Genomic DNA, 26685 nt, shown 5'->3' with positions numbered 1-26685 from the left:
TCCAGCTTCGATACGAGAGACTTCACACCACGACGCTACAGGGCGGGGCGGTTCGCCAGGGCCTCGCGCAGCACGCGCAGGCACTCCTCACGCTCCGCTCCCGCCAGCTCCAGCCGAGGCCCGCGCACCCGCTCATGGCCCCAGCCGACCTCCTGCTGCACCAGCTTGATGAGCTGGACGAACTTGGTGACGGTGTCCAGGCGCAACAGCGGCAGGAACCAGCGGTAGAGCTCGAAGGCGGCCTGCTTCTTTCCGGCGAGCGACAGCTCCAACAGCCGCACGGACTCGGCGGGGAAGGCGTTGACGAGTCCGGCCACCCAGAAGCGCGCGCCCGCCTCCACACCCTCGACGAGGCAGTCATCCACGCCGACGCCCAGGGCCAGCCTGTCTCCCAGGAGGGCGCGAATGGCGGTGACGCGACGAGCATCGGTGGAGGACTCCTTCACGGCGACCGCATTGTCGTGCTCGGCGGCCAGCTCCGCGAGGTGGGCGGGGGTGAAGTCCGTCTTGTAGGCAACGGGGTTGTTGTAGAGCAGGCACGGCAGCTTCGTGGCGCGCAGGACGGCGGACATGTGCGCCTTCATCTCGCGCCAGTCGCTCGAATAGACATACGGGGGCAGCACCATGAGGCCAGCGCAGCCCGCCTCCTCCGCGGCGCGAGCCAGCCGCACGGCCTCAGAGGTGGACAGCGCGGCGATGCCCGGGATGACGGGCACCTTCACCGCGTCAACCACCGTGCGCATCACCGCGGCCTTCTCCTCCAGGCTCAGCGTCGCGCCCTCGCCCAGGGAGCCGCAGGGGATGATGCCGGTGCAGCCCTGCGACACCAGCCAGCGCACGTGCGAGCGCACCGTGCCGTGGTCGACGGACAGGTCCGCGTTGAAGGGGGTGGTGATGGCGGGGAGGACACCAGTCCAGAGGCTCATGACTCTCTCGTAGGGGTAGAGGAAACGTCCGAGGGGATGCGCAGGCTGCCGATGCGCGCGGGGAGACACGGCGGGCGCACGTCTTCGCCCGTCCAACCGAAGAGGGTCTGCGCCGCGGTGCCGCAGGTGCGGCCCTGGCAGGCGCCCATGCCCAGGCGTGCATACAGCCGGGCCTCGCGCAGGTTCTGACAGCCCTCCAGCGCGGACATGGGCACGTCCTCGCAGCGACACAGCAGCGTGTCCGGCGTGGCCAATCGGAGCAGCTCCGCGCGCGGCGCATCATGCCTCGCGAGCTGGGCGGCGAAGGTCCGCACGCGGTGCCAGGAGCGCTCCAGCTCCAAGGGAACGGGTTGCTCGGCGGCGACGAGTCCCGCCAGCTCTCCGGTGACGAGCGCCTGGTCCACGCCACCGATGCCGAGCAGCTCGCCCACGGCGTGGACCTTGGGAACGCGTGTCTCCAGGCGGTCGTCGACGACCACCGCGCCGGCCGAGGTCTCACAGCTGAGCAGCCGCGCCACTTCCAGGTTGGGCACGAGCCCGTAGGCCGCGCCCAGGTAGTCGCAGTGCAGGTGTTCCTCGCGACCGCGAACGGAGAGACGGACGGCTTCCAGACGGCGCTCGCCTTCAGCGGCGGTGACCCAGGCGTCCGTGGACGTGGGCACGCTGACGAGCTTCGCTGACATCAAGGCGCCCTGGAGCAGCTTGGCCGGCTGACGCCAGAGCTGGAGCGCGAAGCCCCAATGGCTCGCGGCGGAGGCCTGTTCGGCGATGTAGAGGACCTCGCCACCGTGGGAGTGAATCGTCGCGGCGGCGGCGAGCAACAACGGGCCCGTGCCGGCGAGCACCACGCGCTTGCCTCGGATGGGGAGGCCATCCTTCACGAGCACCTGGAGTCCGCTGACGCCCAGCACGCCCGGCAGCGTCCATCCGGGGAACGGCAGGAAGCGCTCGCGCGCCCCGGTGGCAAGCACCGCGCGGCCGTAGCGCACGGCGAACGAGGACGGGCCCTCTTCCACCAGGAGCACACCCGGCTCGGGCGCGGCGATGACCCGGGCACCTGGACGAAAGCGCGCGCCTGACGCGGAGAACCGGGTGAGCCAGCGACGCGCGAGGCGATTCGAGCCCTGTCGCGCCTCGCCTCGCCAGACCTGTCCACCGGGCTCCGGCTGGGCGTCGAGGACGAGCACATCCAGCCCCGCCTCGGCCGCACGACACGCGGCGGCGAGCCCGCCTGGGCCAGCACCGACGACCACGAGGTCACAGACCTCACGCATCGGTCACCACCGTCTGGTCCTCGCGACACGGCGTCAGGCACATGAGGACCTCGGGGACACCGTCGATGGTGGCGCGGCACTCGAAGCAGACGCCCATTCCGCACAGAGGTCCACGGGGCCGCCCGCTCAAGTCCGCGCGACTGACGAAGCTGTCCGTCATCGCCAGCGCCGCCGCGACAGACGTCCCCACCGGCACCGTGACTTCACGCCCGTTGATGCGAAGGGTGACGACCGAGGCCTTCTTCGGCGCGGGCTCACGCATGCGCGACCTCATGACCCGACGCCGACAGGAAGCGCGCGGGGGAGTAAGGACGCGCGTCAATGACACTCGCGCGCCCGAGCAGCTGGTCCGCCACCAGTCGCGCGCTGCCCGTGGCGGTGGTGATGCCAAGGCCCTCATGGCCACACGCAAGCCACAGCCACGGCTTCTCCGGATGGGGACCCAACAACGGCAGTCCATCCGGCGTCGCCGGGCGCAGCCCCGTCCAGACACGCAGCGCCTGCAACCCATCGAGCCCCGGAAGGAACAGGGCCGCGCGCTTCAGCATCCGCTCCAGGAGCTTCGCATCCACCTCCCGAGTCCCATCCCCTGGCTGCCGCGACGAGCCCAAGAGGAGCTGTCCCGTGACGCGAGGCTGCGCGTTGAAGGCCACGGAGGCGCCATCCGTCCCATGCGCGCTCTTGAGGTAGCCCAGCTCCACTAACTGGTGATGCACCACCGGGGCACCGCGTCGGGTGATGAGCAGGTGTCCCTTGCGAGGCGAGATGGGCAACCCAGGACACAGCAAGGGACTCGCCACGCCCGCCGCGAGTACGACATGCCGCGCCGTCAGCAACTCGCCATTGGCGAGCATGACACCTCCCGGGCGCAGCTCGCGGACCTGACAGCCCGTCATCAATCGCGCGCCACGAGCCTGCGCACGCAGCGCGAAGGTCCGCGCGGCGACCGGTGGATACAGCACGGCATCCTCAGGAACCCGCAGCGCCCCGACGAGCCCCGGAGCCAGCGCCGGCTCGGCCTCATACAGCGCCGCGCTGTCGAGCACCTCCGCCCGGACTCCCGCGGCGCGGTAGTTGGCCACCTTCGCGGAGACCGCGGCCATCTCCTCGTCATCGGCGGCGAGCCACAGCGTGCCGCAGGCGTCGTACTCCACGGTGCGAGGCAGTCCGTCCGCCAGCTCCCGCCACAGCGCCACGGACCACGCCGTCAGCGCGAGCTCCGCCGCGTTGTCGTCCATGGCCACCAGGTGCCCCATGCCGCACGCGGTGGTCCCCGTCCCAATGGAGCGCGCCTCCACGAGCGCCACCGACACTCCTTCCGCGCTGAGCACATCCGCGAGCGCCGCGCCGACGATGCCACCGCCGACGATGACGCAGTCGAAGGCGCTCATCCGATGCCCCAGGCGAACGGGTCCGTCGGGTCCACCAGCAACGTCGCCTCCGCGTTGACGGACGCGGTGCCGGTGATGGTGGGCAGGACGCGGTCGCCATCGCGCACGTAGCGCGCCTCGAAGCGACTGCCGAGGATGCTCTCCTGCACCCACGTCACGCCCTCCGCCAGCACGCCCTCGGCGGCGAGGCACGCGACCTTCGCACTCGTCCCGGTGCCGCATGGAGACCGGTCATAGGCCAGCCCGGGGCACAGCACGAAGTTGCGAGCATCCACCCCTGACGACGGAGACGGGGCATACAGCTCCACGTGGTCAATCTCGGCGCCCCCCTCTCCGGTGATGCCCTGGTCCACGAGCGCCTGCTTGAGCGCGGACGTGTACGCGAGGAGCGCGGGAACCCGCGTCAACTCCAGCGGCAGGTGCGTGGCGCGGGACAGGAAGAACCAATTGCCACCCCAGGCGATATCCCCTCGGACCTCGCCATGTCCCGGCACCGGCACGGCCACGTCGTGCGCCCACCGGTAGCTCGGCACGTTGGCGATGCTGACGCGGCCATCCGGATGCAGCGTGGCCTTCACCACGCCCACGGGAGTCTCCAACGCGTGGACCCCAGGACCGATGCGGCCCAGGTACTCCAGCGTCTTCACCACGCCGATGGTCCCGTGGCCACACATGCCGAGATAGCCGACGTTGTTGAAGAAGATGATGCCGGCGACGCTCGACGCGTGGACGGGCGGGCACAAGAGCGCACCGACCATGACGTCGGAGCCACGGGGCTCGCAGACGATGGCCTTGCGGAAGGCGTCGAACGTCTCGCGGAAGCGCTCGCGCTGACTCGCCAGGTCGCCCGTCCCCAGCTCGGGTCCTCCGTCAATCACCACGCGCGTGGGCTCACCGCCCGTATGACTGTCGATGACACGAATGCGCCGCATGCGGACCGCTCCCTCTACCCGGGCCTCCCATGAGCCACCCTAGGAGCCCCGAGGCGCCGTTTCTTGGGAGATTCGACCACACTCGCGTGGCAATCACGCAAATGCCCGGCGATTCTCCTTGGAGACGGCGGCCACTGGCAGTGAACTCACGCTCCCTCAATCCCAGGGAGCGTGCAATGAATCGTCAGACGTGGAGCGGAGCCGTCGTGGTGGCCTTGCTGCTGACGGGCTGTGGTGAAGGCACGGAGTCGCAGCACTCGGAGGGATCTCCCCGGGCTGTCGAGCAGTCGCTCTCCGGCCCCTGGGAGTGTGACCCCGCCGAGTGGTGCCATGTCAGCGCGCACACCTTGGACTGTCCTCCGGGCGCCCCTTATGGGACGGCCTACGCGTGGCCCTCGCAAGCGGGGGACTACTGCACCCAGCGCTTCGCGTGCGGCGCGCACTTCCCCCTCTGCCCCGCCCCCATCGACCCCTGAGCTCGCGGAGTCCTGTCAGGAGATAGAGAGAGACCTCCGCGACTTTCGCGGGGGTCCCGTGGTCAGGCAGGCCATGCGTCGTCATCGGCGACTCGCCCATGGCGGCGCTCGGCCTGCCCGACGCCCTGAAGCACGGCGCGCCTCACGCGCTCAGCGAGCCCGACTCGAGCGCCTTCCGCGCCGAGCCGGACATGGTCTCCGCCAGCGTCTGCACCGAGCGCGCGACCTTCTGCGTCTCCTCCACCACGCGCAGGGTCTGCTGCATCTGTCCGGACAGGTCCTTGATGGCCATGGCTATCTGGGACGTGCCCGCGTCCTGCTGGGATACGGCCATGGAGATCTGGCGCACGCTGCCGCTGGTGTCGCCGATGATGCCCGCCAGCTTCTGGAGCTGTGAGCCTGAGATGCGCACCGCGTCCAGGCTCACCTTCACCCGCTGCTCGCCCTGCTCGCTCATCTTCGCGGCCTCGCGCATGCTGGCGTTCACCCCCTCCAGCACCTCGCGGATGCGCTGCGTGGCGAGGATGGACTGGTCCGCCAGGCTGCGCACCTCGCGCGACACCACGGCGAAGCCCTTGCCATGCTCACCGCTGCGCGCCGCTTCAATCGCGGCGTTGACGGCCAGCATGTTGGACTGGTCCGCCAGTCCCTTCACCGTGTCGACGATGCCGGAAATCTCCCGCGTGCGCGCATCCAGCGCGAGGATTCGCCGGGCCATCTCCGACACCTCCGCGCGGATGGCCTCCAGGTTGTTCAGCGTCCGGTCGATGGCCGTGCCACCGTCGCGGCCCGCCTCCTCCGCGACGACGATGGAGCTGGCGAGCAGCCGCGTCTTGTCCGCCGTCACCAACGAGCCCTGCCGGATTTCCTGCACCGTCTGCTCCAGCTCCTTGAGCGCCGTCGCCTGACGGCCGATGCCCACCGTCTGCGCGTCGCTGGACGTGCGCAGCTGCTGGACCACTGTCGCCAGCTCTCCGGCGCCGGTGCCCATGCCCTCAGCCAGCTCCCGCACGTCCTTGCGGCGCGCCTCCAGCTGACGCGTGTGGGACGCCAGCGAGCGCACCACCAGCGTGGAGCGTCGCGCGACGATGCACACCAGCGACACCGTGAGCGCCACGAAGCCCCAGTGCATCTGCGTGCCCGTCTGCTCCATCACCCCGAGCACGGGCAGCGTGCTGAGCACGCACACGAAGGTGAGTACGCACAGGCCCGCGACGAAGATGCGCGCATCGGGGTTGCCCCGCCACGCGGCCCTGACCGCGACGATGAGGCACACGAACAAGCAGGGCAGCGAGTAGACGGTGAGCAACGTGAGGTGCCGGTACATCATCCCCAGGTCCACGAACAGCAGCGCGCCCTGAATCGCCGCGGGGACGGCAATCGCGACCACGCCCCAGCGGAACCAGCGCAGCTCGCCCTCCAGGATGCTGTCGGAGATGAACCACCCCAGCCCCGGCAGGAGGGTGTACGCCCCCAGCAACGTGAGCTGGCTGGTGAGCAGGTTCGCGCCCCACAGGGACATCAACAACCCGCTGGAGCCCAGCAGCAACAGCCCCGAGCCGCTGGAGAAGACGGTGAGCGCCACCAGCATCCGCTGCTGTCGCCGCACCAGCGCCGCCACCCCGGCGACGCCCGCGACGACGAGCAGCAGCACGCCCATGACGAAGGGCGCCAGTCCCTCGCGCATCGCCTGACCGGCCAGCTCGTACCGGGGCCCCACCCGCGCCTCCTGCCCCACGCCGATGATGGGCCCGTTGCTCTGGATGCGCAGCAGCACCCGCGTGCCACCCACCGAGGAGGGCAGCGGCACCTGGCTCCACGCCATGGTCTCCACCGACTCGACGCCCGAGGAGCGCAGCGTCCCATTCGCGTAGATGCGGCGGCCACCGGCGTACACCTCGAACGCGTTGGCCACGGTGGCCAGGTGGAGCGCGGGCTCCACCCACGTGCCTTTCGGCACGGGGATGCTCACCCACAGGAACGTGTTCGACGCGCGTTCCGGCGGCTCACGCGCGGCGACCATGGGCAGCCAGTCCTCCCGGTCCGCCTCATGCGCCCACGCGGGCACGCCATCCGGCCCCATCGGTGAGTCACCCCAGCGATAGCGCCACCCGCTCTCCAGCACCACGCTCTCGGCGCCCGCCGCCCGCGCCGATGGAGCGAGCACGAGCACGATGAACAGAAGCCAGGTGAAGACCCCCGATGAAACACCCGAGACGAAACAGCCCATCGACGCGCGACCCGAACCGCGGAGCAGACTCATGGATGAACACGATGCTCGGGCTTCTGTCGCATGAATGTAAACGGGTCTCACCCACCCCGCCTGTCTGCCCAGCGCGCATTCCTGTCCCATGTCGATGTTTCAAATGGGATGTATCGAAACGCGAGTGCCCGCTTGAGCGCTCGCGACGTCCGCTCCCCCCTCGGGCCCGATTCGCGGACGTCCACCTCTTTTCCTGGGAACCAGAGATGGTTTCCGCATGAGGGTCATTTCCCGATCTCTCAAGGATTCCCGGCCAATCCGTCGTTAAGGAGGAACGCGGAAGGAAGCGTCCGTGGGGCGGCCCGAGTCGGGCCGCGGGGGACACCATGAGCACGACGGAGCTGGCGGTCTTGTTGGAGGGTGCACGCGAGGGAGACCTGGGCGCGAGGGACGCGCTGACGGCGGCGACCTATCGGGAGCTGCGGCGGATGACCCGCATGGTCCAGGTCCAACCCGAGGCGGCTCCCCACAATCCCCTACAGCCCACCGTGCTACTCCAGGATGCCTGGACGCGGCTGTTCGGGACGGACGCGCTCCAACCCGAGGACCGTCGCCACTTCTTCAGCGTCGCCGTCCAGGCGCTGAGGCGGGTGCTGGTGGACCGGGCTCGCGCCTGGCTGCATCAGCGGCGTGACGCGCGGCGGGAGTGGCTGAGCATCCGCCACCTGGACGTGGAGAACCCGGGCCCCGACCTGGAGGTCCTCCAGCTGGAGGGGGCCCTGTTGGAGCTGGAGACGTTCCAGCCTCGGCTCGCCCGGCTGGTGGAGCTGCGCTACTTCGCGGGCCTGAGCCTCCACGAGACGGCGACGGCGCTGGGTGTGTCACATGCCACGGTGAAACGAGACTGGTCCTACGCGCGTGTCTGGTTGACGGAGCGGCTGAGCCACTGAAGGCCCGCCGCGCTGTTTCAGTGTGCGTTGGCCATGCTCTCGAAAGGCCAGGGGCGCGGCGTGACAGGCGTGCCCAGCCACAGGTCCGCGACGTGCTGCGCGAGCGTCCACGGCGCGCCGCCCGCGCGGTTCGTCAGGACGATGACGGTGAGGCGCTGGTCCGGATACTTCACGATGGCGTTGGTGAAGCCGCACGTCTCGCCATGGTGTGACAGGCGCGTGCGGCCCTGGTCCTCGTCGACGAACCAGCCAAAGCCATAACGTCCGGAGGCGCCGTCCGGGAGCTTCACCGGCGTCCACGCGCGCGCCCGCGCCTTCGCGTCCACCAGCGTGTCCGCGTCCAGCGCGACATCCCACGCGGCCAGGTCCACGACGGAGGCGTAGATGCCGCCATCGCCCAGCACGGCGCTGGTGTTGCTCTGGTCCCTGGGCACGAAGCCCTCGTCGCGGCTCGCATGGCCGTAGGCGCGCTGGGGCACGGTGGAGACGCCCTCCTCGTGGGCGACGGCGGAGGCCATGCCGCCCGGCGTGAAGACGCGCTCGCGAAGGAAGCGGGCGAAGGACACGCCGCTCACCTTCTCCACGACGAGCGAGAGCACCGCGTAGGCGGAGTTGCTGTAGCGCACCGCGCTCCCCGGCGCGAAGTACGTGCGGTCCGCGCGTGAGAGCAGCGCGAGCACATCGCGGTCCTTCACCTGCTCGGTCTGCGTGGCCGGGACGAACGCCTCGTAGTCCCAGATGCCGGAGGTGTGCTGGAGCAGGTGATGGACGCGGACCTCGCCGAGGTACGAAGGGAAGTCGGGGAGCACGTCCACCACGCGGTCCTCCAGCCGGAGCTTCCCCTCCTCCACCAGCAGCAGCACGGCCATCGCGGTGAACTGCTTGGAGAGCGAGGCCAGCCGGTAGTGGCTCTCCGGCGTGGCCTTCGTCCGAGTCCCCACGTCGGCCAGTCCATAGGCGCGACTGAAGACGACCTTTCCCTCATGGAGCACGACGACGCTGGCACCCGGCCGCTCTGGCGCGTCGTAGTCCGCGAAGAGCGCATCCACCTCCTGAGGTCGCCGGACGTTCGACGTGGCGCCGGCACAGCCGACGAGCAGCGAGAGGACGGGCACGAGGACGGCTCCGAGCACGGGGCGGTTCATGCGCGAGATGATGGACGAGAACGCGCCGCCGTCACGCGCGCAGAGGGCCAGGGCCCGACGCCGCACCGCGTAAAACCATCTCACGAGAAGTCGGGGACCGGCCGGTGAGAGGCCCGGAGTGTCATGGCAGACGAGCAGACAATCGCTCGCTCCGTCCGTCGCCCTGCCTACGGACGGCAAAGGGGGGAGCGCTCCCCACATGGCATGAACGAAGGTCCAGACCCACCTTCATCCGCCAGACGTGCAAGCGGAAACGAATGCCTCCGGGGAGCAGGAGCCTGTCATGTGGTGCACATCATGCTCGGCCTGGGCCGAGGGACCTCGGAGACGACAAATCCTGGGGCGGCTGCGGCGCCCCGTGGACAGCAGGACATTGGGAGCCGAGACGATGACCTTCGCCGTGTTGGAAGCCCTGGGTGAGCGACACCAGTCACCGCGTGGACCGGGAAAGCGCTGGCGGCGTTCCGCTCTGCGAACGCGCACGGAACCGGCGCACGAGTCGTGGGACGACGAGGCGGTCGACTTCGAAGACGCCATCGCCTCCTGGTAACGCTCCTGCTAACAACCGGGGGATGACCGCGCCCCGCCCCAATCCGTTGTTGTCGGACCGCGACGTGGACTTCCAGCTCGACGAGGTGGTGCGGGTCGCCACCCTGTGCGAGCTGCCCGACTTCGCGGAGCACTCCCGAGAGACGTTCGGCCTGCTGCTGGACAGCGCCCGGCGCTTCGCGCGCGAGGTGCTCTACCCCACCTATCGGACGTTCGATGTGGAGCCGCCCACCTTCGACAAGGGCCGCGTCCACGTCCATCCGCTGATGCGCGAGCTGTACCCGCGGCTGGTGGAGCTGGGGATGCTCACCGCCACCCGGCCTCCGGACGTAGGAGGCCAGCAGCTTCCGCTCACCGTCCACGCGCTGGCCAGCGCCTATCTCATGGCGGCCAACCTGAGCGCGTATGCCTACCTGGGCCTGACGCACGGCGCCGCGCATCTCCTGGAGGCCTTCGGCACGCCGGAGGTGAAGGCGGCCTTCATGGAGCCGCTCTATCGGGGTGAGTGGACGGGCACCATGGCGCTCACCGAGCCGCAGGCGGGCAGCAGCCTCGCGGACGTGCGCACGCGCGCGACGCTGGCGGCGGACGGGACGTGGCGCATCCAGGGCTCGAAAATCTTCATCAGCGGTGGGGACCAGGACTTCACCGAGAACATCGTGCACCTCACGCTGGCGCGCACCGAGGGCGTGGAGAGCGGCACGCGCGGCATCTCCTTGTTCGCGGTGCCGGCGCGGCGGCGCGAGGGTGACGCGCTGGTGGACAACGACGTCCGCGTGGCCGGCGTCATCCACAAGATTGGCTGGAAGGGCATCCCCAGCCTCGTCCTCAACTACGGCGAGTCAGGTGACTGCCGAGGGTGGATGGTGGGACAGCCCGGGCGCGGGCTGGCGTGCATGTTCCAGATGATGAACGAGGCGCGCATCATGGTGGGCCTCAACGGCGTGGCCACCGCGTCGGTCGCGTACCACGAGGCCGTGGCCTACGCGCGCGAGCGTCCCCAGGGTCGGCCCGTGGGAGCCAAGGACGCCACGCGCCCGCAGCACCCCATCATCGAGCACGCGGACGTGCGCCGCATGCTGTTGCGCCAGAAGGCGATTGTCGAAGGCGGCCTCTCGCTGCTGGTGACGGCGGCGTACCAGGCGGACCTCGCGTCGCACGCCACGGACGAGGACACGCGTCAGCGCGCGGGGCTGCTGGTGGACCTGCTGACGCCGGTGGCGAAGAGCTTCCCCGCGGAGCGCGGCTTCGAGGCCAATGCGCTCGCGGTGCAGGTGCACGGCGGCTATGGATACTCCAGCGAGTACCTGCCGGAGGCGTGGCTGAGGGACCAGAAGCTCAACAGCATCCACGAGGGCACCACGGGCATCCAGGGACTCGACCTGCTGGGTCGCAAGGTGGTGGCCGGTGGAGGCGCGGCGCTGGCGGCCTTCGCGGACGCGGTGGGCCGCACGGTGGAGCGGGCTCGGAAGGCGGGCGTGGACCCCGCGTGGGGTGAGGCGCTGGAGCGCACCACGGGCGAGGTGGCGGGACTCGTCGCGGAGCTGGGGGCGCGGGGCGCGGCGGGAGAGGTGGAGCTGATGCTGCGTCACAGCGCGGACTTCCTGGACCTGTTCAGCGTGCTGGCGGTGGCGTGGCGCTGGCTGGAGCAGGCCGCGGCGGCGAAGGAGGGCCTCGCGCGAGGCTCGGGCGACGCGGACTTCTACGAGGGCAAGCTGGCCGCCGCGCAGTACTGGTTCGCCGTGGAGCTGCCCCGAATCCCCCTGCTGATTGACCTGTGCCGCACCGGCGAGGACTCCTACGCGCGGATGAAGCCCGAGTGGTTCTGAGCCCACCGTTGAGCACTATGCGGGTGAGGAAGAAGCACCTGGCAGCGTGAACGAGAAGGTACTTCCCTTGCCTGGCTGACTCTCGACCCAGATCCGCCCACCGTGCGCGTCAATAATGCCCTTGGAGATGGCGAGCCCGAGCCCCAGCCCTCTGCGGTCTTCGCCGCGGGCTTGCCAGAAACGCTGGAACACCTCCTCCAATTGATGGCTCGGGATTCCGGAGCCCGTGTCCGTCACCGAGAAGCGAACGCCCTGGTCCACCGGCTCGACTCGAAGCGAAATAGCGCCGCCCGCCGGCGTGAACTTGATGGCATTGGTCAACAGGTTGCCGAGCACCTGAAGGATGCGCTCATGGTCGAGCTTCGCCATCAGCCTGTCGCCGCGTATCTCCGCGTCAAGCGAGAGGCCCTGCACGGAGGCCAGGGGCTGAAACGCCTCGAGAGACTCCCGCACGAGCGCGGTCGCATCCTGCACCGTGGGGTCGACGCGGAGAATGCCCGCCTCCATGCTGACCACATCCAGCAGGTCTTCAATCAGCCGGGTCAGCCGGGCGGTGAACCGCTGGATTCTCTCCGCGGCGTGGAGGGTCTTGCCGCCCGCCTCGTTTTCGGCGGCATCCCGCTTCAGCACGGTCGCCTGCAAGGCGATGCCCCCAAGCAGCGCACGCGAGTCGTGGCTGACCATCGCCATGAACTGGTCCCGCGCCGCCAGGCCATCGTCGGCGCATGTCCGCTCTATCAGCAGCCGGGCGTTGGTCTCCTCTCGTTCCGTGCGAAGGAGGGCGGCCAGGGCGCGCTGGCGCTCCACGCGTTCTTCTTGCAGCTCTTCGTCAGCGGTCGCCCGCTCCCCGAGCAGGGCTGCGTCGTCATGTGCCCGCTCCCGCGCGATGCTCCTCCGCGTGGAGATGGGTGCCTGCGACCGGGCCATCCGCGTATCCGCGTTTTCGCGGGTCGCTCGTAGGACTTCGTCAGCCCTTGCCCGGGACGTCTCGACAGCGGCATCCGTCTCCGTCTCAATCACGGTCTGCCTGTTGCTGTACTCGTCGTCGGATTTCTCCCGCTCCAAGCGGAGGCTTTCATCCGTGTCGTCACGTTCAGGTCGCGATTTCTGGTCCGGCGTGGCCATGGAGAAGTTCCCCTTCCTCGGAGCACCCGCTCTCCGAAGGGTAATACTCAAGGAGCAGCCCACGTCGGAGCGCCGCTCATGCGTGGCGCCGCTCCACAGGTGGCACCCGGCACGGCGAGCAGTCGAGCAAGGGCCTTCGAGACCGCGACCCGACGGGTTACGCGCGAGCGAGCCGCCAGGCAGTTCCCTCCCAGGCGCGCTGACTTCTACAGCCAGTCCATGAGGAGGGTGGCACGGCTGCTCGCCTGCCCGCTACGATTCTGCTGCATAAATCGTTGGTGCTCGTAAGATGTGCCCCGTGACGGTCTCCTTCCACCTGTGTCAGCCCGGTGGAGGCGCCTCGTGCGGCGCCTGCTGTGGCCTCTACAACTTCAAGGACCACTCCCGCATCGCGCTGACGGAGCAGCTCGCCATGCAGACGGAGCGGCTGCGTCGAGCGCCGATGGAGCCGGAGGCCTGGCACGCGGCGGCGAAGGAGCTGGTGGCCGCCCGGCGCGCGGCGCCGATGTTCGACGCCGTCCGGGTGTGTCCGCTGCTGGGCTTCCTGGACCGGGAGCGCAAGCAGGTGGGGTGCCTGGGGCATCCGAAGGTGACGGGAGGCGCGGACCTGCGCGACTGCGGCGTCTATCGCTCGTCGGTGTGCGAGACCTTCACGTGTCCGTCCTTCGGCTGGCTCACCGACGCGCAGGCGAAGCTGGTGCAGGCCGCGTGCGCGGACTGGTATCTGTATGGACTCGTCATCACCGACGTGGAGTTCGTGCGCGGGTGCCTGCGGCTGCTGGAGTGGGAGCTGGCGGGGCCGGCGAAGCCGGAGCGGATGGTGGAGAAGCCGGAGGTGCTCACGGCGGTGCGGCGGCTGTTCGCGCTGAAGGAGACGGCGCCCCGGAGAGACCCGAACGCAGCGGTCTTCGGGCGCTTCACGCGCGACACGGAGGGTGAGCCGGTGCCGCGAATACTCGACTACATGAAGCTGGGCGTGCGGGCCGCACCCGAGGACGACGTGGTGCTGTGCCTGGGGTACACCCCCGCCAACGCCACGGAGCTGATGGCATCGCGTGAGCTGGTGCGCTCGCATGTGAAGGCCGTGGCCCGCGCGCTTTCAGCCTGAGCAACGCGGGCCGCGCTTCCGGAAGCGCCTCGCGAGCAGGCAACCGAGCAACCCGGTTCTTCGGTCGCCTGGTGCGCAGCCATGATGAGCCCTCACGAGTACTCAGGCCCACGCCCTGGTTGATAGGAGCACGCCTCTTGCACAGATCTCCTGGCACGTAACGCGGAATGGGAACGCGAGGTGATTGGATGGGCAGGCGATGGGCGTGGGTGGGAATGTTGGGTCTCTGCGCGTGGGTGTCCGGGTGTGCCGAGCGGCAAGGGCAGGAGCCCGCCGGTAGCGCTAGGTCCGTGAATGGACAGTCGGAGCAGGAGTTACCGCCGCCGAGCATGGCGGGCGGCGTCGCGGGGCAGACCGTCGCCACGCGGGACTCCGCCGCGGCGCAGCGCAACGCAGTGAACACAGGCGGCGCACGGGCCCCGGGCAACACAGCGGTGGGCAACACCAGCAATGCACCGAGCACGGGCCAAACGGCTGCCAGCAACACCCCTGGCAACAGGGCAGCCAGCAACACCGGCAATGCACAGGGCGCAGGCAACACGGCGGCGAGAAGCACCGGTAACGCCACGGGCACCAGCAACACCGCGACCAGCAGCACAGGCAATGCCGCGAGGAACACCGGCAACACCGCGGCCAGCGGCGCCGCGGCCGGCAACACTGGCAATGCCGCGAGGACCACCGGCAACACCGCGGCCGGAAACACCGGCACCAGCACCACCGCCTCCGGCGCCACGGCCAGCACCACCCCGGGCAGCGCGGCGGTCCAGGCCCCTGGGGCCGGCAGGGTGATGATCGGCACCGAAGCGGTCCAGGCAAGCGACGATGAAGACTGGTTCAAGGGCGCCGCGCGCGCAGCGCAGGCCGCGCTCCCGGAGAACACCTCGAACCGCTCGCTCGAAGACGTGGTCATCGCCTCCAGCGCGGTGAGCGGCAGGGTCACCCGCGTGGGCCGCGACACCATCACCGTGCGCGACCGCGAGGGCAGCGACTACGTGCTGACGCTCGACGAGCGCAGCCAGGGTGTCCGCCAGGGACGCCGCGTCTCACTGCGCCAGCTCCAGGAGGGCACGCCCGTGCGCGCGCGCTTCGTCCTCATGGGTGGGCGCTCCGTGGCGCGCGACGTGCGCATCCGCCGCTGAGCCAGGACTCCGCCTGGAACCCACTCCCTCCGCCACCCGGGGCAAGGTAGGATGACGCCCCGAGTCACGGAGTGAATGGCCCCGCAGCCCCGCCGTCGAGGACCCCGGCGGCGGGACGATGTCACCGCGCCGGCTGTTCCACCGTCGAATCTCGGTGGAACCTCGAGTCGTGCCCGGAGGCAACAGCGGATGGATGACCCAGGCCCAGGTGGAACCGGAACGCGGCGGCGCGGACATGGACGCGTCGCCTGGGCCCTGGTCTGCGCGCTCGTCGCATGTACCCCGCGAGGCGTGCGCACGCCCGAGCCCACCGTACCTCCCCCTCCGCGTCTCACGGCCCAGCAGGTCACCCAGCTCCTCCCGCCCCACGTGAAGGAGCGCGAGGGCTGGGCCCGGGACGTCCTCGACGCGCTGGAAGCGGAGGACGTCCCGCCATCGCCCTCGGCCGTGTGCTCCGTGCTCGCCATCATCGAACAGGAATCCGGCTTCCAGTCGGACCCGGCGGTGCCGAACCTGTCGCGCATGGTCCGCACGCGATTGGAAGAACACGCGGACACGCTGGGCCCGCTGGGCCACAAGGCGCTGGCCTCGGTGCTCGCGGGCAAGGCCGCCGGCCAGAAGCGCACCTTCGACGAGCGGCTGCGCACCGTGCGCACGGAACGAGACCTCGACCGCCTCTTCCGCGACATGCTCGCGTACTACGAGGCCGAGTACCCCACGACCTTCGCGACGATGAACCTGGCCAGCGCCCTGTTCTCCTCGCGGCGCCTGGAGGACCTCAACCCCGTCACCACCGCGGGCTCCATGCAGGTGAGCGTCCGGTACGCGGTGGAGAAGGAAGGCGAGGACGCGGACCCGGTGAAGGTGCGCGAGTCGCTGTACACGCGCGCGGGCGGAGTGCGCTTCGGCACGGCGCGGCTGCTCGGCTTCGAGGCCGCCTATCCCCAGCCCCTCTTCCGCTTCGCGGACTACAACGCCGGCGTCTACGCCTCGCGCAACGCCGCGCTCCAGGCCCAGGTGAGCCAGCTCACCCGCGTGTCCCTCGTCCTCGACGGAGACCTGCAACTCTATGACAAGAACGGCGACCCCCGCGCGGAGGACAGCAAGTCCCTGGCGGCGCTGCTCGCCTTCCGTCGAGACCACGCCCCGGAGCTGAGCGAGCGCCAGGTCCGCCGCGACGTGAAGAAGGAGAAGGAAGAAGCCTTCGAGTCCACGGAGACCTTCCGCGCGGTGAAGCGCGTGTACGCGAACCAGACGGGAGAGTCCCCCGCCTACGCGCAGCTTCCGCAGGTGACGCTCCAGAGCCCCAAGCTGAAGGGAGAGCGCACCACGGCGTGGTTCGCGCGCTCCGTGGATGCGCGCTACCAGAAGTGCCAGGGCCGCTACCGCGCGCTGACGAAGCCGCCCGCTCCGCCCCGGAATACCGCCCGCCCCAAGTGACAACAACCCCGGCGTCACGACGAACGCCATGGCCATCAACAGCCCGACCTCACGGCACGAAGAAGAGGGAGCCGAAGGCGGTGGAGGAGTGGTAGGGCACCGTCTCCAGCGTGCGGAGCGGAGCCTGCTCCACGTCCCAGTGGGGGGCCTCGATGGCGGTCACCCTCACGTAGTTGTAGGTCCCCCGCTCCAGCTTGCCGGGCGGCACGCGCAGCTCCCGGACCGAGCCGGGCACATAGATGGGCCCCATGTTCATCATGAGCCCCAACTGCGGATGGATTTTCGTCACCCGCACCTCATAGCCCGTGGGCTTGCCGACCGTCGGAGGGGCCCAGGAAATCACGGGATGGAGCGAGCCCACCTCGCGCGGCTCGCTGGCCGACTTCCGGTCGATGCGCAAGGAGCGCGGCGGCGACAGCTTCGGGACCACCGGGCCTGAGAGCAGGTTCTCGAGCGCGTCGATGGCGAAATAGTGCCCGGTCAGGTTGAAGGAACGCGCCGGGTTGCTCGGCGATGGTGCCGGAGAGGCGTAGCTCTGGCCCAACCTGCCGACCACGCCCCAGTCCGACGGATACGGATTGCCGAAGCGCAAGTGGCCCGTGAAGTCAGTCGCGGCTCCGAGGGGCAGGGACATCGACAGCAGCTCACCCGCATAGCCAAACCAACCTTCCACCTGGCTGTGGGGAGCGGGGCGAATCTCGAAATAGGACAGGAGGAGCGAGGCGCGCGGGTGCCCCTCCACGGCCAGGCGGGAGAACTCGGACAGGCGCAAATCGAGGGTGACCTCGCGCGGCTCCAGCGGCTGGAGCACGCCGGTGAGGGGCATGGACGTCAGCCAGTCCGGCACGAAGTCGAAGGGCTCCACTTCCACGGAGCGGTCCACGGCGGAGTACCCCACGCGCGTCCCATCGGTCAGTCCACCCGCGATGAATCCGCTGAGCTGATTGACATACAGCCGGTCCCCGCGGTCCGCATGGAACACGGGAATCCTGCTCCGGCTGTAGCTCAGCATCAGCGCCTCACCGTTGTCGATGGAGGTCGCCCCCTCGGGCGGCTCGTCGAAGGGTAACAACGGGCCGGCCAGGTCCAGTTGGGAGGAGACCGCCTGGAGACTGGAGCCTGGCTCGTAATCACCTGTGGACGGCATCCAGGGCGACAGGTTTCGCAGGTGGAGCCGGGCGGGTGACGTGTCGACGTCCGTGTAGACGGCGTCCGGACGCCCCCACTGGTTGATGCCCAGGTCCACGTGACGCGCGGACGTGAGGATGTCGACCCTGCTGCCGGTGTCCGCGCGCAGGTAGTACTCCCCACGTGGCACGCCCGTGAAGCGCCAGCCTCCCGGCACCGCGGAGCCAGTGATGCGCGAGAAGCGGGCCCCGTCGTACACGTGGATTTCAGGGGGATTGTCCGACAGGTCCTCGGCGCGCTCGGCGATTCCCACCGACGTGTAGAAGCGCGTGGTCTTCGTCACCAGCACCGTGTCATCGGCGAGCAGCGTCTGCCCTGTCGCCTGGGAATCCCTCTCATCGGGAGACGTTCCACTTCCACACCCCGCCAGCCACACGACACACGTCGTGCCCAGCAGGGAGGACCTCCGCAACGGCTTCATGAAAGACCCCGGTCGCCTGAGAAATGATGCGCCAAAACCGATACCACGGCACTCATTCCAGGCCGGCGGACAGGCCCTCACCACGCAAGCATTCACAGCCCCGCCGATACCCCATGGGAGGCCCGTGCGTTGAGCGCGAGCAGGACGCGTGTCCCGCTCGATACCAGACACACGAAGGCCCCGGCGTCACGAGGAGCGCCGGGGCCTTGGGCGAAGCACGCTCAACCCCACGCCTCACGGCGTGATGACTGAGGGGATGTCGGGCCCGGTTGACGCGCGCGGGAGCCGGCCTTCAGCGCTTGGCGGGCGCGGGCGGCGGGGCGAAGCGCTTGTCTGAAATCTTCATCTCCGTGACGGTGCCGTACTTGCGAGCCATCTCCCGGATGGCGGACGCCTTGCCGATGAGCACGAAGGTGAGGTTCTCCGGGGCGGGCAGCACGCGCTGGATGACGGTGCCCACGCCCTCGCGGGTGGTGGCCGTCACGGCGGTGGCGAAGCCGTCCACGTCGGTGGCGTCCAGGCCGTAGAAGGCCAGCTCCGCCAGTTTGGCGGCCACCTGGGAGCCCGTCTCCAGCCGGGGCGGGAACTGGCCCAGCACGTAGGACTTGGCGGACGCCAGCATGGCGTCATCCATGGTGGACTTGCGGTAGCGGGTGAAGACATCCAGCGCCATGTCGATGGCCTTGTCTGTCTTGTCCGTCTGGGTGAAGGAGCTGATGACGAACGGGCCGGGGTGGGCGCTCGGGGAGAAGCCGGAGCGGGCGCCGTAGGTGAGGCCGGACTTCACGCGCAGCTCCGTGTTGAGCAGCGAGGTGAAGCGTCCGCCGAGCACCGTGTTCGCCAGGTTGGCGGTGACGCGGTCCGGGTCGTTCCGGGCGATGCCGGTGTTGCCGATGGAGAAGTACGTCTGGGTGGCGTCGGGCTTGTCCACCAGGAGGACGCGGCGGCCCTTGGAGACGGTGGTGGTGGCGACCTCCGGGGCGGGGCTGGCCGCGCGGGCCCAGCCGCCGAGCGCGGCCTCCAGCTTCGCGGCGAGCGCCTTGCTGTCGAAGTCACCGACGACGGAGAGGATGAGCCTGTCGCCGCCGAGCTGGCTCTTGGCGTAGGCGAGCACGTCCTCGCGGGTGAGGCCCGGCAGGGAGGCCTCGGTGCCGTCCACGGGCGTGCCGTAGGGGTGGCCCGCGAACTGGAAGGCCTCGAAGTAGGTGTTGATGAGGGCGCGCGGGTCACCATCCTTGGCGGCGGTGATTTCAGAGGCCATGCGCGAGCGCGTCTTCTCCAGCTCCTCCTGGGCGAAGCGCGGGCGGGTGAGCAGGTCCGCGAGCAGCTCCACCATCAGCGCGCTGTCGCGGGACATGAACTGACCGTTGACGACCAGGTTCTCCAGCTCGGCGCTCGTCTCCAGCACGGCGCCGACGCCGTCGACCGCCTCGGCGAACTGGCGCGCGTCACGCGAGCCCGCGCCCTTCTGGAGCAGCTCCGCGGTGAGGGCGGCCAGGCCCTCCTTGCCCGCGGGGTCCGCGAGCGCGCCGCCGCGCAGCCACGCGCTGAAGGCGACGAGCGGCACGTCCTTGCGCTCCACAAGCAGCACGCGCGCGCCGTTCTTCAGCGTGACGGTGGTGGGCTTGGGGAGCGTGACGCCCTGGGGCGCGGCGGGAGTGGCGGACGGAGGCTTGGACGGGGCGGCGCCCTGGGCGGCGGCGGAGCCCGAGGAGAGCAGGACGGCGGCGAGGACGGTCTTCCAGGTGAGGGGGGCAATCATCGCGCGGCCTCCTTGCGGGTGGCGGGGGTGGCGGTGTCAGCGGCCTCGGTGGGGACGAGCCAGCCGACGGTACGACGCTCGGGGACGAAGATGCGGGTGGCGACCTTGCGGATGTCGTCGCGGGTGACGCGCTCGAAGCGCGCGGGAGAGTCGAAGACCTTGCGGTAGTCGCCGCGGAAGACCTCGGACGAGCCGAGCGCGTACGCACGGCCGTTGATGGTCTCCAGCGAGCGCCAGAAGTTGGCGAGGGTGATGTTGCGCGCCTTGCGCAGCTCCGCGTCGGTGACGCCGTCCTTCACGACGCGCGCCAGCTCTTCCGTGATGAGGGCTTCGGCGCGCGCCAAATCACCACCGGTGGGGAGGTCGGCGGTGAGCCAGACGAGGCCCGGGTCGAAGCCGGGCGTGTACATGGTGCCGGCGCGGATGGCGACGCGCTCTTCTTCCACGAGGCGGCGGTGGAGGCGGGAGGAGTCGCCGTCGCCGAGGATGTTGAGCAGCAGGGTGAGGGCTTCCACGTCGGCGTCCTTGCCAGACATGCCGTGGTAGGCAATCTGAAGGAGCGGGGACTGGGAGACCTTCTTCACCACGACGCGGCGCTCGCCCTGCTGCTCGGGCTCCAGGGTGCGGACCGGCTCGGGAGCGGGCTGGGCGGGGATGGGCTCGAGGTACTTCTCGACGAGCGTGAAGATTTCAGCCGGGGTGACGGCGCCGGTGAAGATGAGCGTCCCGTTGTTGGGGGCGTAGTAGGTCTTGAAGTAGCGCTGGAGGTCTTCGATGCGCCACGACTCGATGTCGGAGGGCCAGCCGATGACGGGGAACTGGTACGGGTGGGCGACGAAGGCGGTGGCCTGGACCTGCTCGGCGAGCGCGCCCATGTTGTTGTTGTCGACGCCGGAGCGGCGCTCCGAGTAGACGACGCCGCGCTCGGACTCGATGACCTTGGGGTCGAAGGCGAGGTGCTGGAGCCGGTCTGCCTCGAGCTGGAAGATGATGTCGAGCGCGGAGCGAGGGAACCAGTCCTGGTAGACGGTGACGTCCTCGGAGGTGAAGGCGTTGTTGGAGCCGCCGTTGGCCTCCATGACGCGGTCGAACTCACCGGGCCCGAACTTCTTGGCGCCGTTGAACATCATGTGTTCGAAGAAGTGGGACAGGCCGGTGATGCCTGGGTATTCGTTGCGGCTGCCGACGCGGAACCAGTTGTAGAGGGCGACATTGGGGATGTCGTGGTCGGGCCAGACGATGACCTTGAGACCGTTCTTGAAGGTGCGGGTCTCGACGTTGGCGCCGAGCTTCTGGGTGGACGCGGCGGCGGGCTTGGAGGCCGCCTTGCCTTGCGCCTGGGCGTCGGCGGCGGGAGCCACCAGCAGCGCCAGGCACGACGTCCAGAGGAGGGACTGACGGAACATCCGTGCTCCTGTCGAAGAGGAAGACGCCCGGGAACGGGCGGCGGCGCACGATATTCCAGTTTCAGCCCCCCGTACCTACCTTGGAGGACAGGTGAAGCTCAGGCCCCGAGCACACCGCGGAGCGTCCACCGGACCTGGGCATGGGCTACCTTCGCACATACCCACGGTGCAGGAGCCCTCGCCACGAGGTCCAAGGTTTCGTTCACGCCCCATGTCTTCGACACGCCTCGTCTCCCCCACCCTCGACCCTCCCTCTTCTTGGTGGCTGCTCGTGGCATCCCTCCCCCTGCTCCTTACTGGATGCATGACGACGCCCGCACAGCGAGCAGGCAGCTATCGCTTCGACACCGTCTCGAACACCTGCCGGCAACAGACGGAGACCTGTGCCGCGATTGCCGGGAAGGACCTCGTCCAGACAACAGGACATGCCGCGGCCACACTGGGAGCCTCGCTTCATGAAGCGCTTCGGATTCTGGACGGAGGAACGAAGGCCCACATTGAAGAAGCACTCGTGAGGTGTGCGGACCAGTCACGCTCGCAAGTCCTCCTGGCGCATCGCGAGGAGTTCGCGGGTCCGATACCCTCGCGAGAGGAATGCAAGCAACTGGTGCGCGACGCCTCGGGCAGGAGCCTGAGTCGAGCCATGCTGCTTGGGATGGAGATGCACGAAGCGGCGCTGCGCTGTGCCGAGAGAGCTCTGACGCATTTGCGCCCGGGTGGTTTCAGCCTGGAGCCCTGCTACCGCCATGACACGAACACCGGCACGACGAAGGTGGTCACCGAGGCGGACATCCAAGCGCTGAAGCAGTCTGGGAATGGAGGCGAGCTTCGTGGGACGCTCGCTCCCGATGTCGTCATCCATGCGGGCCACCCCGGGCAGGCGCAAGCCATCTACGACTTCAAGTTCCCATGCGCCAACGTCGATGAAGCGCCCCCCTGGCGCAAATACCCGAAGGGACACTGCCATCAAGGCCTCCTCCAAGGAGAGCTGTATGAGCAGGTGCTCGGAGTGCGCGCCTTTCGCATCGTCCCTCGACTCGGAATCGTGCGATGACTGAGCATCGTCCTCGCATCCGCGTTCACGCGACCAGCGGAGCCCTCGTGATTCGGGACTCGCTCCACATCCACTTCTACATGCGCCGTTCCCACGCGGAGGTAGCCCCCGCCGTCCTGCGCGCATTGGAGTGTTATCGTCGCGTCGTTCCCTCGGGCGCACTGAGCCACTACGTCGAGGAGGCGGGAGATTGGGAGCCCGTTGACTCGGCTGGCTGGAACAGCATTCGAGATGAGCTTCTCGAGCCCCATGGCGCGGTCCTCGACCTTCGGGATGCCACGGGTGAGAAACGGTATCGCTTCGACTATCGCGGCCGTCGAACAGCAGGTAGCACTACGTCGGACACGGTATGCGCGGTGAGCTTCTGGCTGCCCACGGAGTATCTGGAGGAGGCGAGTCCCGAGGCCCTACGAACGCTGGTGCTGGAGCTGGCCGAGCCCCTCCCCTTCAACTCCGGGCACGCAGGACTTGCCTTCAACTGCGACATGGACCTGGTGGGCATCGAGGCCGAGGTCTGGAAGTGGTGCCGCAGGCATCCCGGGATGGACCTCCCTCGGATGGACCGGCTTGCATGGCAGCTCGGAACGGGAATCAGCACGGTTTCCTGGATGACGCTCCTGGGAGAGCCGGTACTGAGCGCGGCAGGAGGCGCGGTGAAACTCCGTGAGCAACTGCGCTCAACGGGAGGCACCGTGTTGGAATTGAGCCATGAGCGAGTCGCTATCGTGCTCTCTCCAGAACCCGAGGCAGGAGACACAGAGCGCGGCGCCGTGCCGTCTTCATATCGGAAGCTCGCCACCACACTGGAGCCTTGGCTCTTTCACGAGCAGCGACTCGCGGGCTCTGAGCACGCCGCGGAGCTGCGCCGCTGGGAACGCCGTTTCATCGATTGAAGACAAGCCAGGGCGCCCCACGTCCAGGAGCGCCCCTCCTGCGACTCAGGCCCCGAGCACGCCGCGGAGCACGTCCTGGAAGTAGTTGATGCTTCCGACGTGCGTGTGGTGGTGCTTGGCGGACTGGTGGAGCCGGTGGGCGACGGCCTCGAACTCGGCCTGGCTCACGTCGCGCAAGGACATGTAGAGGCGCGCCGCGCCCTGGAGGTACGAGAACAGGGGATTGCGGTCCGTGCCATCCGGGCGCCGGGCGAGGTGACGGTAGAGCCGCTCGAACTCCTGGTCGGTCTCCGTGTTGCGCACGGCGCGGCAGTAGCCGGCGGCGGTCGCCTCGATGAGGATGAAGAACGGGTGGTACTCGGGGGGCGGAGTCTTGGCGAAGCTGGGGGGCTTCTTGTCACCGGTCCACAGCTTGGAGATGGGCTGGAGGGTGACATGCGTCGTCACCTCGCCGGCCCGCACCAGGGCGCGAGCGCCGACGGGAACCACGTGCTTCTGGTCTTCCCACTCCACGGCGACAAACAGCCGGTCCGGAGCGTCCACCCTCACGCCCGCCTTCTCCAGCTCCGCCACTGCATTCGCGTCCATCGCTTTTCACGCCTCCGAGCCCCCTCTCTACCCCGCCCCGGGCCCCTCGTGCACCCCGCTTCGCACGAAGACGTCCGCTCGCCTCCACTCCGCGTGGCGGTCGCCCTCCAGCCCGGGACCTGACGGACGGTTCGCCCCGTCACGACGGGCCGAGCTAGAACCACGGCCTGGGAGTTCATCGGGAGGCACCATGCAGACGCCGTCGTCCGCCGTCACGAGCGGTTTCGTGGTCCTGGTCCTGGCCGTCGCGGGCCTCTTCGTGGCTGCGACCTGGTGGGCGGGGAGACGGCTCGGAGAGAGCTTGAGCGAGCGGGCCGGCTGGACCGCCCTGTCCGCTGGAATCATCGCCGGGGTGCTGGGAGTGAGCGGTGTGCTCGCGGCTCGCGGAGCGCTCTCCAACATGGACTCGCTGCCGCCCGCGGTGTTCGGCGTCATCCTGCCGGCGACGGTGTTGACGCTCGTGCTCGCGAAGTCCCGCTTCGGTGAGCGGCTGGTGCGCGGCCTGTCGCTGGAGTCCCTCGTCGGGTTCCAGGTCTTCCGGGTCGCCGTGGAGGTGGCGCTCTGGGCGCTCCATCGCGAGGGCGTGGTGCCGGTCGAGATGACCTTCGAGAAACTCAACTTCGACATCCTCACGGGGCTGACGGCGCCGGTGATGGCGTGGCTCATCCACCGGGGACGTGCGCCCCGAGCGCTCGTGTGGACATGGAACACGGCGGGCCTGGTGCTCCTGCTCACCATCGTCGCCATCGCGGTCCTCGCGTCTCCGCCTTTCGCCCGGGTGTTCGAGGCCACGCCACGCAACACCGTCATCACCACCGCGCCCTTCGTCTGGCTTCCGGTGGTCCTGGTCCAGGCCGCCCTGTTCGGACATCTGCTTGTCTTTCGCTGGCTGCGACGCCATCCCGCGTAGGACACCCTGTTGTCGCGCCCCGCGCGCGGGCCCTGTCCGCCCTGGGCCTGGTCTTCAGGGTTGATGGATGGCTCCGAAGGACCCGCTCGTCCGATGTGCAAGAAATCCTTGCCCGGTGAATCTCATCCCGCCGGGCGAAGGCTTTGCCATACGCACCCGAGGTGGAACCCTGCGCTAATCGCTCTCTTCGAGTGCGGCGTCCGCTCCGGACGCCCCCTGACAGGAGCCTCGCCATGGCCCTCGGTTCACCGTCCCTCCACGCGCTTGCCCTTGGCTGTGCCTTGCTGTGCTTCGCCTGCTCCGACAAGCCGGGACCGGCGGAGCCGCCGCCTCCGCCCGTGGAACCCTGGGACGGGACGTACACGCCGCTCGTCGAGCCCACGGACTGGGTCGACCCGGGCCCCTATGCGCAGTGCTCCTTCACTCCGACGCGAGGCACCGCCGTCGACTGCGACGACCCGTCACTCTTCGACCTGTCGAAGTGTGACCTCGCCGCGCTCGACGCCTTGGAGTCGCATGGCATCCATGGGGTGTCCATGCGTCACGACTCGGGCTTCCCTGACTACGTCGGCATCCGGATTCCCCAGGACGGCGGCACGGGGACCCTGGACGGCAATCCCCTCACACGGCAGCAGGTGACGGGAAGTTTCCACATCTCCACGCAGTACACCCAGAGGGGCGTCGTCCGGCAGACGGTCCTCAGGGGCTGTGGCGTGTCGAGTCAGGGGTTGGTGACGGGCTGTTTTGCCCGCTGCGCCAATGGCAAGGCGTCCACCCGGGGCACCTTCGAGGCCGCGCGGATGACCTGGGGCCGGGGAGAGAGCGAGTCCTCGGGTGGCCTGCGCCTCATCTCCGAAACGGATGTCCCTCAAAATGGGACCCATGCGGACGTCTACGTCGCCCACAAGCACGCCTACGTCGTCTCCATCAACCTCTTCGCTCAGACCGAGGGTGGGCTCGCGGTGTTCGACGTCAGCGACCCGAGCCACCCCGTCCTCAAGAAGAGCATCACCTTGCCGGGGGACTCGTACTGGAACGCCGTGTGGGCCAAGGACCACACGCTCTACGTCGCCAGCAAGAGCTCGGGGGTCATCGTGTTCGACATCTCCAACCCCGCGGACCCTCTTTTCGTGCGCAGTGTGCCAGGAGGCGAGCCCATCGACGTGCACACCCTCTTCGTGGACGGCGACAGGCTGTATGCCGTGTCGCCCGGGCCCGCGCCCACCGGTGAGACGCTCGTGTTCGACATCTCGACGCCGCTCGACCCCACGTTGCTCAACCGCATCGTCGTCTCCGACACCACGTCCTATCTCCCCTCGGCGCACGACTCCTTCGCCTACCAGGACCGGCTCTACATCAACCACTTCAGCTCGGGCTATGTGGTCTTCGACGTGAAGGACGCGCTGAACCCGCGCGAGCTGGGCACGTACACGTTCCAGACCGAGAACAGCTCGTCCATGAGCCATGCGGGCGCGGTGGGCACCTTCGCTGGGAGGACCATCGCCTTCGAGGGAGGCGAAGGCGTGGGAACCCATCTGCGCGTGCTGGATGTCACGGACCCCACGAACATCCCGCTCATCGGCACGTACAAGCTCCGCTACCACGCCTCCATCCACAACATGGTCCTCAAGGACAAGCGGCTCTACATCACCTATTACCAGGAGGGGCTGCGGGTCCTGGACGTCTCCATTCCGCCCAAGCCGCGCGAAATCGCCCACTTCAACACCTTCCGCGAGTCAGACCCCGGCCGGAGTGACTGGATGACCGATGGCGCCATTGGCATCCGCGTCCCGGGAGACGGCTACGTGTACGTCGTGGACACGGCCCGGGGTCTGCTCATCTTCAACGAGCCCTCTCTGCCAACGTGAGTGAGACAGTTCGTACCCAGCAGTTTAGTGTGCAGGGCGAGCCAGGCAGGGACGATGAATCCGGTGGTGAAAGAGGCTCGGGTTGAGGAGACCGAGGTGGTGGAGAAG

The 26685-nt window shown here is 68.9% G+C and carries 22 protein-coding genes; 10 read left to right on the top strand and 12 right to left on the bottom strand.

What is annotated here, in order from left to right:
- Positions 1 to 35: 35 nt before the first annotated feature.
- From LZ199_RS43540 to LZ199_RS43520, 5 genes are read right to left on the bottom strand one after another with little or no spacing between them, the layout of a single operon-like run.
- Entirely contained in the window at positions 36 to 926 is an 891-nt protein-coding gene (locus LZ199_RS43540) for a dihydrodipicolinate synthase family protein (protein WP_253999736.1), read from the bottom strand.
- A complete protein-coding gene (locus LZ199_RS43535; RefSeq protein WP_253999735.1) occupies positions 923 to 2200 on the bottom strand; it encodes an NAD(P)/FAD-dependent oxidoreductase in 1278 nt (425 codons plus the stop codon). The genes LZ199_RS43540 and LZ199_RS43535 overlap by 4 nt, the downstream gene beginning before the upstream one ends.
- Positions 2193 to 2462, bottom strand: coding sequence for a (2Fe-2S)-binding protein (locus LZ199_RS43530; RefSeq protein WP_253999734.1), 270 nt, complete (start codon positions 2460 to 2462; stop codon positions 2193 to 2195). The genes LZ199_RS43535 and LZ199_RS43530 overlap by 8 nt, the downstream gene beginning before the upstream one ends.
- Positions 2455 to 3591 carry an NAD(P)/FAD-dependent oxidoreductase gene (locus LZ199_RS43525; RefSeq protein WP_253999733.1) on the bottom strand — a complete coding sequence of 379 codons (1137 nt, stop codon included), beginning with the start codon at positions 3589 to 3591 and terminating at the stop codon, positions 2455 to 2457. Before LZ199_RS43525 ends, LZ199_RS43530 begins: the two co-directional genes overlap by 8 nt.
- Positions 3588 to 4523 carry a proline racemase family protein gene (locus LZ199_RS43520; protein WP_253999732.1) on the bottom strand — a complete coding sequence of 312 codons (936 nt, stop codon included), beginning with the start codon at positions 4521 to 4523 and terminating at the stop codon, positions 3588 to 3590. Before LZ199_RS43520 ends, LZ199_RS43525 begins: the two co-directional genes overlap by 4 nt.
- A 176-nt stretch (positions 4524 to 4699) precedes the next feature.
- On the opposite strand from LZ199_RS43520, the gene LZ199_RS43515 reads away from it, so the two are divergent.
- A complete protein-coding gene (locus tag LZ199_RS43515) occupies positions 4700 to 4999 on the top strand; it encodes a hypothetical protein (protein ID WP_253999731.1) in 300 nt (99 codons plus the stop codon).
- 142 nt (positions 5000 to 5141) lie between these two features.
- Here LZ199_RS43515 and LZ199_RS43510 read toward each other — a convergent pair whose 3' ends face one another.
- Positions 5142 to 7262: a methyl-accepting chemotaxis protein gene (locus LZ199_RS43510; protein ID WP_253999730.1), complete on the bottom strand. Its 2121-nt coding sequence runs from the start codon at positions 7260 to 7262 to the stop codon at positions 5142 to 5144.
- Positions 7263 to 7588: 326 nt separating this feature from the next.
- Here LZ199_RS43510 and LZ199_RS43505 point away from each other — a divergent pair, with 326 nt between their 5' ends.
- Complete coding sequence (locus LZ199_RS43505; protein WP_253999729.1) at positions 7589 to 8152, top strand: ECF-type sigma factor; 564 nt, start codon at positions 7589 to 7591, stop codon at positions 8150 to 8152.
- Between the two features lie 17 nt (positions 8153 to 8169).
- Here the strand turns inward: LZ199_RS43505 and LZ199_RS43500 are convergent, their stop codons facing one another.
- Positions 8170 to 9381, bottom strand: coding sequence for a serine hydrolase domain-containing protein (locus LZ199_RS43500; RefSeq protein WP_253999728.1), 1212 nt, complete (start codon positions 9379 to 9381; stop codon positions 8170 to 8172).
- A gap of 488 nt (positions 9382 to 9869) precedes the next feature.
- Between LZ199_RS43500 and LZ199_RS43495 the strand changes: the two genes are divergently transcribed.
- Positions 9870 to 11675, top strand: coding sequence for an acyl-CoA dehydrogenase (locus LZ199_RS43495; RefSeq protein WP_253999727.1), 1806 nt, complete (start codon positions 9870 to 9872; stop codon positions 11673 to 11675).
- Positions 11676 to 11690: 15 nt separating this feature from the next.
- On the opposite strand, the gene LZ199_RS43490 is transcribed toward LZ199_RS43495, so the two are convergent.
- A complete protein-coding gene (locus LZ199_RS43490) occupies positions 11691 to 12800 on the bottom strand; it encodes a sensor histidine kinase (protein ID WP_253999726.1) in 1110 nt (369 codons plus the stop codon).
- A gap of 298 nt (positions 12801 to 13098) precedes the next feature.
- Between LZ199_RS43490 and LZ199_RS43485 the strand changes: the two genes are divergently transcribed.
- The 3 genes from LZ199_RS43485 to LZ199_RS43475 all read left to right on the top strand — a co-directional run bounded on the left by LZ199_RS43485 (position 13099) and on the right by LZ199_RS43475 (position 16487).
- Entirely contained in the window at positions 13099 to 13908 is an 810-nt protein-coding gene (locus LZ199_RS43485) for a hypothetical protein (protein ID WP_253999725.1), read from the top strand.
- Positions 13909 to 14237: 329 nt separating this feature from the next.
- Positions 14238 to 15047, top strand: coding sequence for a hypothetical protein (locus LZ199_RS43480; RefSeq protein WP_253999724.1), 810 nt, complete (start codon positions 14238 to 14240; stop codon positions 15045 to 15047).
- Positions 15048 to 15338: 291 nt separating this feature from the next.
- A complete protein-coding gene (locus LZ199_RS43475) occupies positions 15339 to 16487 on the top strand; it encodes a DUF1615 family protein (protein ID WP_323390332.1) in 1149 nt (382 codons plus the stop codon).
- A 49-nt stretch (positions 16488 to 16536) separates the two neighbouring features.
- Here LZ199_RS43475 and LZ199_RS43470 read toward each other — a convergent pair whose 3' ends face one another.
- The 3 genes from LZ199_RS43470 to LZ199_RS43460 form a co-directional block, all read right to left on the bottom strand.
- Positions 16537 to 18096 (bottom strand): hypothetical protein, encoded by a 1560-nt coding sequence (locus LZ199_RS43470; protein WP_253999722.1) that lies wholly within the window; start codon positions 18094 to 18096, stop codon positions 16537 to 16539.
- A gap of 292 nt (positions 18097 to 18388) precedes the next feature.
- Positions 18389 to 19858 carry a M16 family metallopeptidase gene (locus LZ199_RS43465; RefSeq protein WP_253999721.1) on the bottom strand — a complete coding sequence of 490 codons (1470 nt, stop codon included), beginning with the start codon at positions 19856 to 19858 and terminating at the stop codon, positions 18389 to 18391.
- Positions 19855 to 21264, bottom strand: coding sequence for a M16 family metallopeptidase (locus LZ199_RS43460; RefSeq protein ID WP_253999720.1), 1410 nt, complete (start codon positions 21262 to 21264; stop codon positions 19855 to 19857). Before LZ199_RS43460 ends, LZ199_RS43465 begins: the two co-directional genes overlap by 4 nt.
- Before the next feature lie 304 nt (positions 21265 to 21568).
- On the opposite strand from LZ199_RS43460, the gene LZ199_RS43455 reads away from it, so the two are divergent.
- On the top strand, positions 21569 to 22318 hold the full coding sequence (locus tag LZ199_RS43455; protein WP_253999719.1) for a hypothetical protein: 750 nt from the start codon (positions 21569 to 21571) through the stop codon (positions 22316 to 22318).
- Entirely contained in the window at positions 22315 to 23211 is an 897-nt protein-coding gene (locus LZ199_RS43450; protein WP_253999718.1) for a type VI immunity family protein, read from the top strand. Before LZ199_RS43455 ends, LZ199_RS43450 begins: the two co-directional genes overlap by 4 nt.
- A 45-nt stretch (positions 23212 to 23256) precedes the next feature.
- On the opposite strand, the gene LZ199_RS43445 is transcribed toward LZ199_RS43450, so the two are convergent.
- Positions 23257 to 23799: a hypothetical protein gene (locus tag LZ199_RS43445; protein ID WP_253999717.1), complete on the bottom strand. Its 543-nt coding sequence runs from the start codon at positions 23797 to 23799 to the stop codon at positions 23257 to 23259.
- Positions 23800 to 23989: 190 nt separating this feature from the next.
- Here LZ199_RS43445 and LZ199_RS43440 point away from each other — a divergent pair, with 190 nt between their 5' ends.
- Complete coding sequence (locus tag LZ199_RS43440; RefSeq protein ID WP_253999716.1) at positions 23990 to 24709, top strand: hypothetical protein; 720 nt, start codon at positions 23990 to 23992, stop codon at positions 24707 to 24709.
- A gap of 233 nt (positions 24710 to 24942) precedes the next feature.
- Positions 24943 to 26577: an LVIVD repeat-containing protein gene (locus LZ199_RS43435; RefSeq protein WP_253999715.1), complete on the top strand. Its 1635-nt coding sequence runs from the start codon at positions 24943 to 24945 to the stop codon at positions 26575 to 26577.
- Positions 26578 to 26685 lie beyond the last annotated feature (108 nt).

Origin of the sequence: Myxococcus qinghaiensis, from assembly GCF_024198215.1 — a bacterium.
GTDB lineage: Bacteria > Myxococcota > Myxococcia > Myxococcales > Myxococcaceae > Myxococcus > Myxococcus qinghaiensis.
Note: the sequence above shows the minus strand (reverse complement) of the source record. Positions and strands in the feature narration are given on the sequence as shown.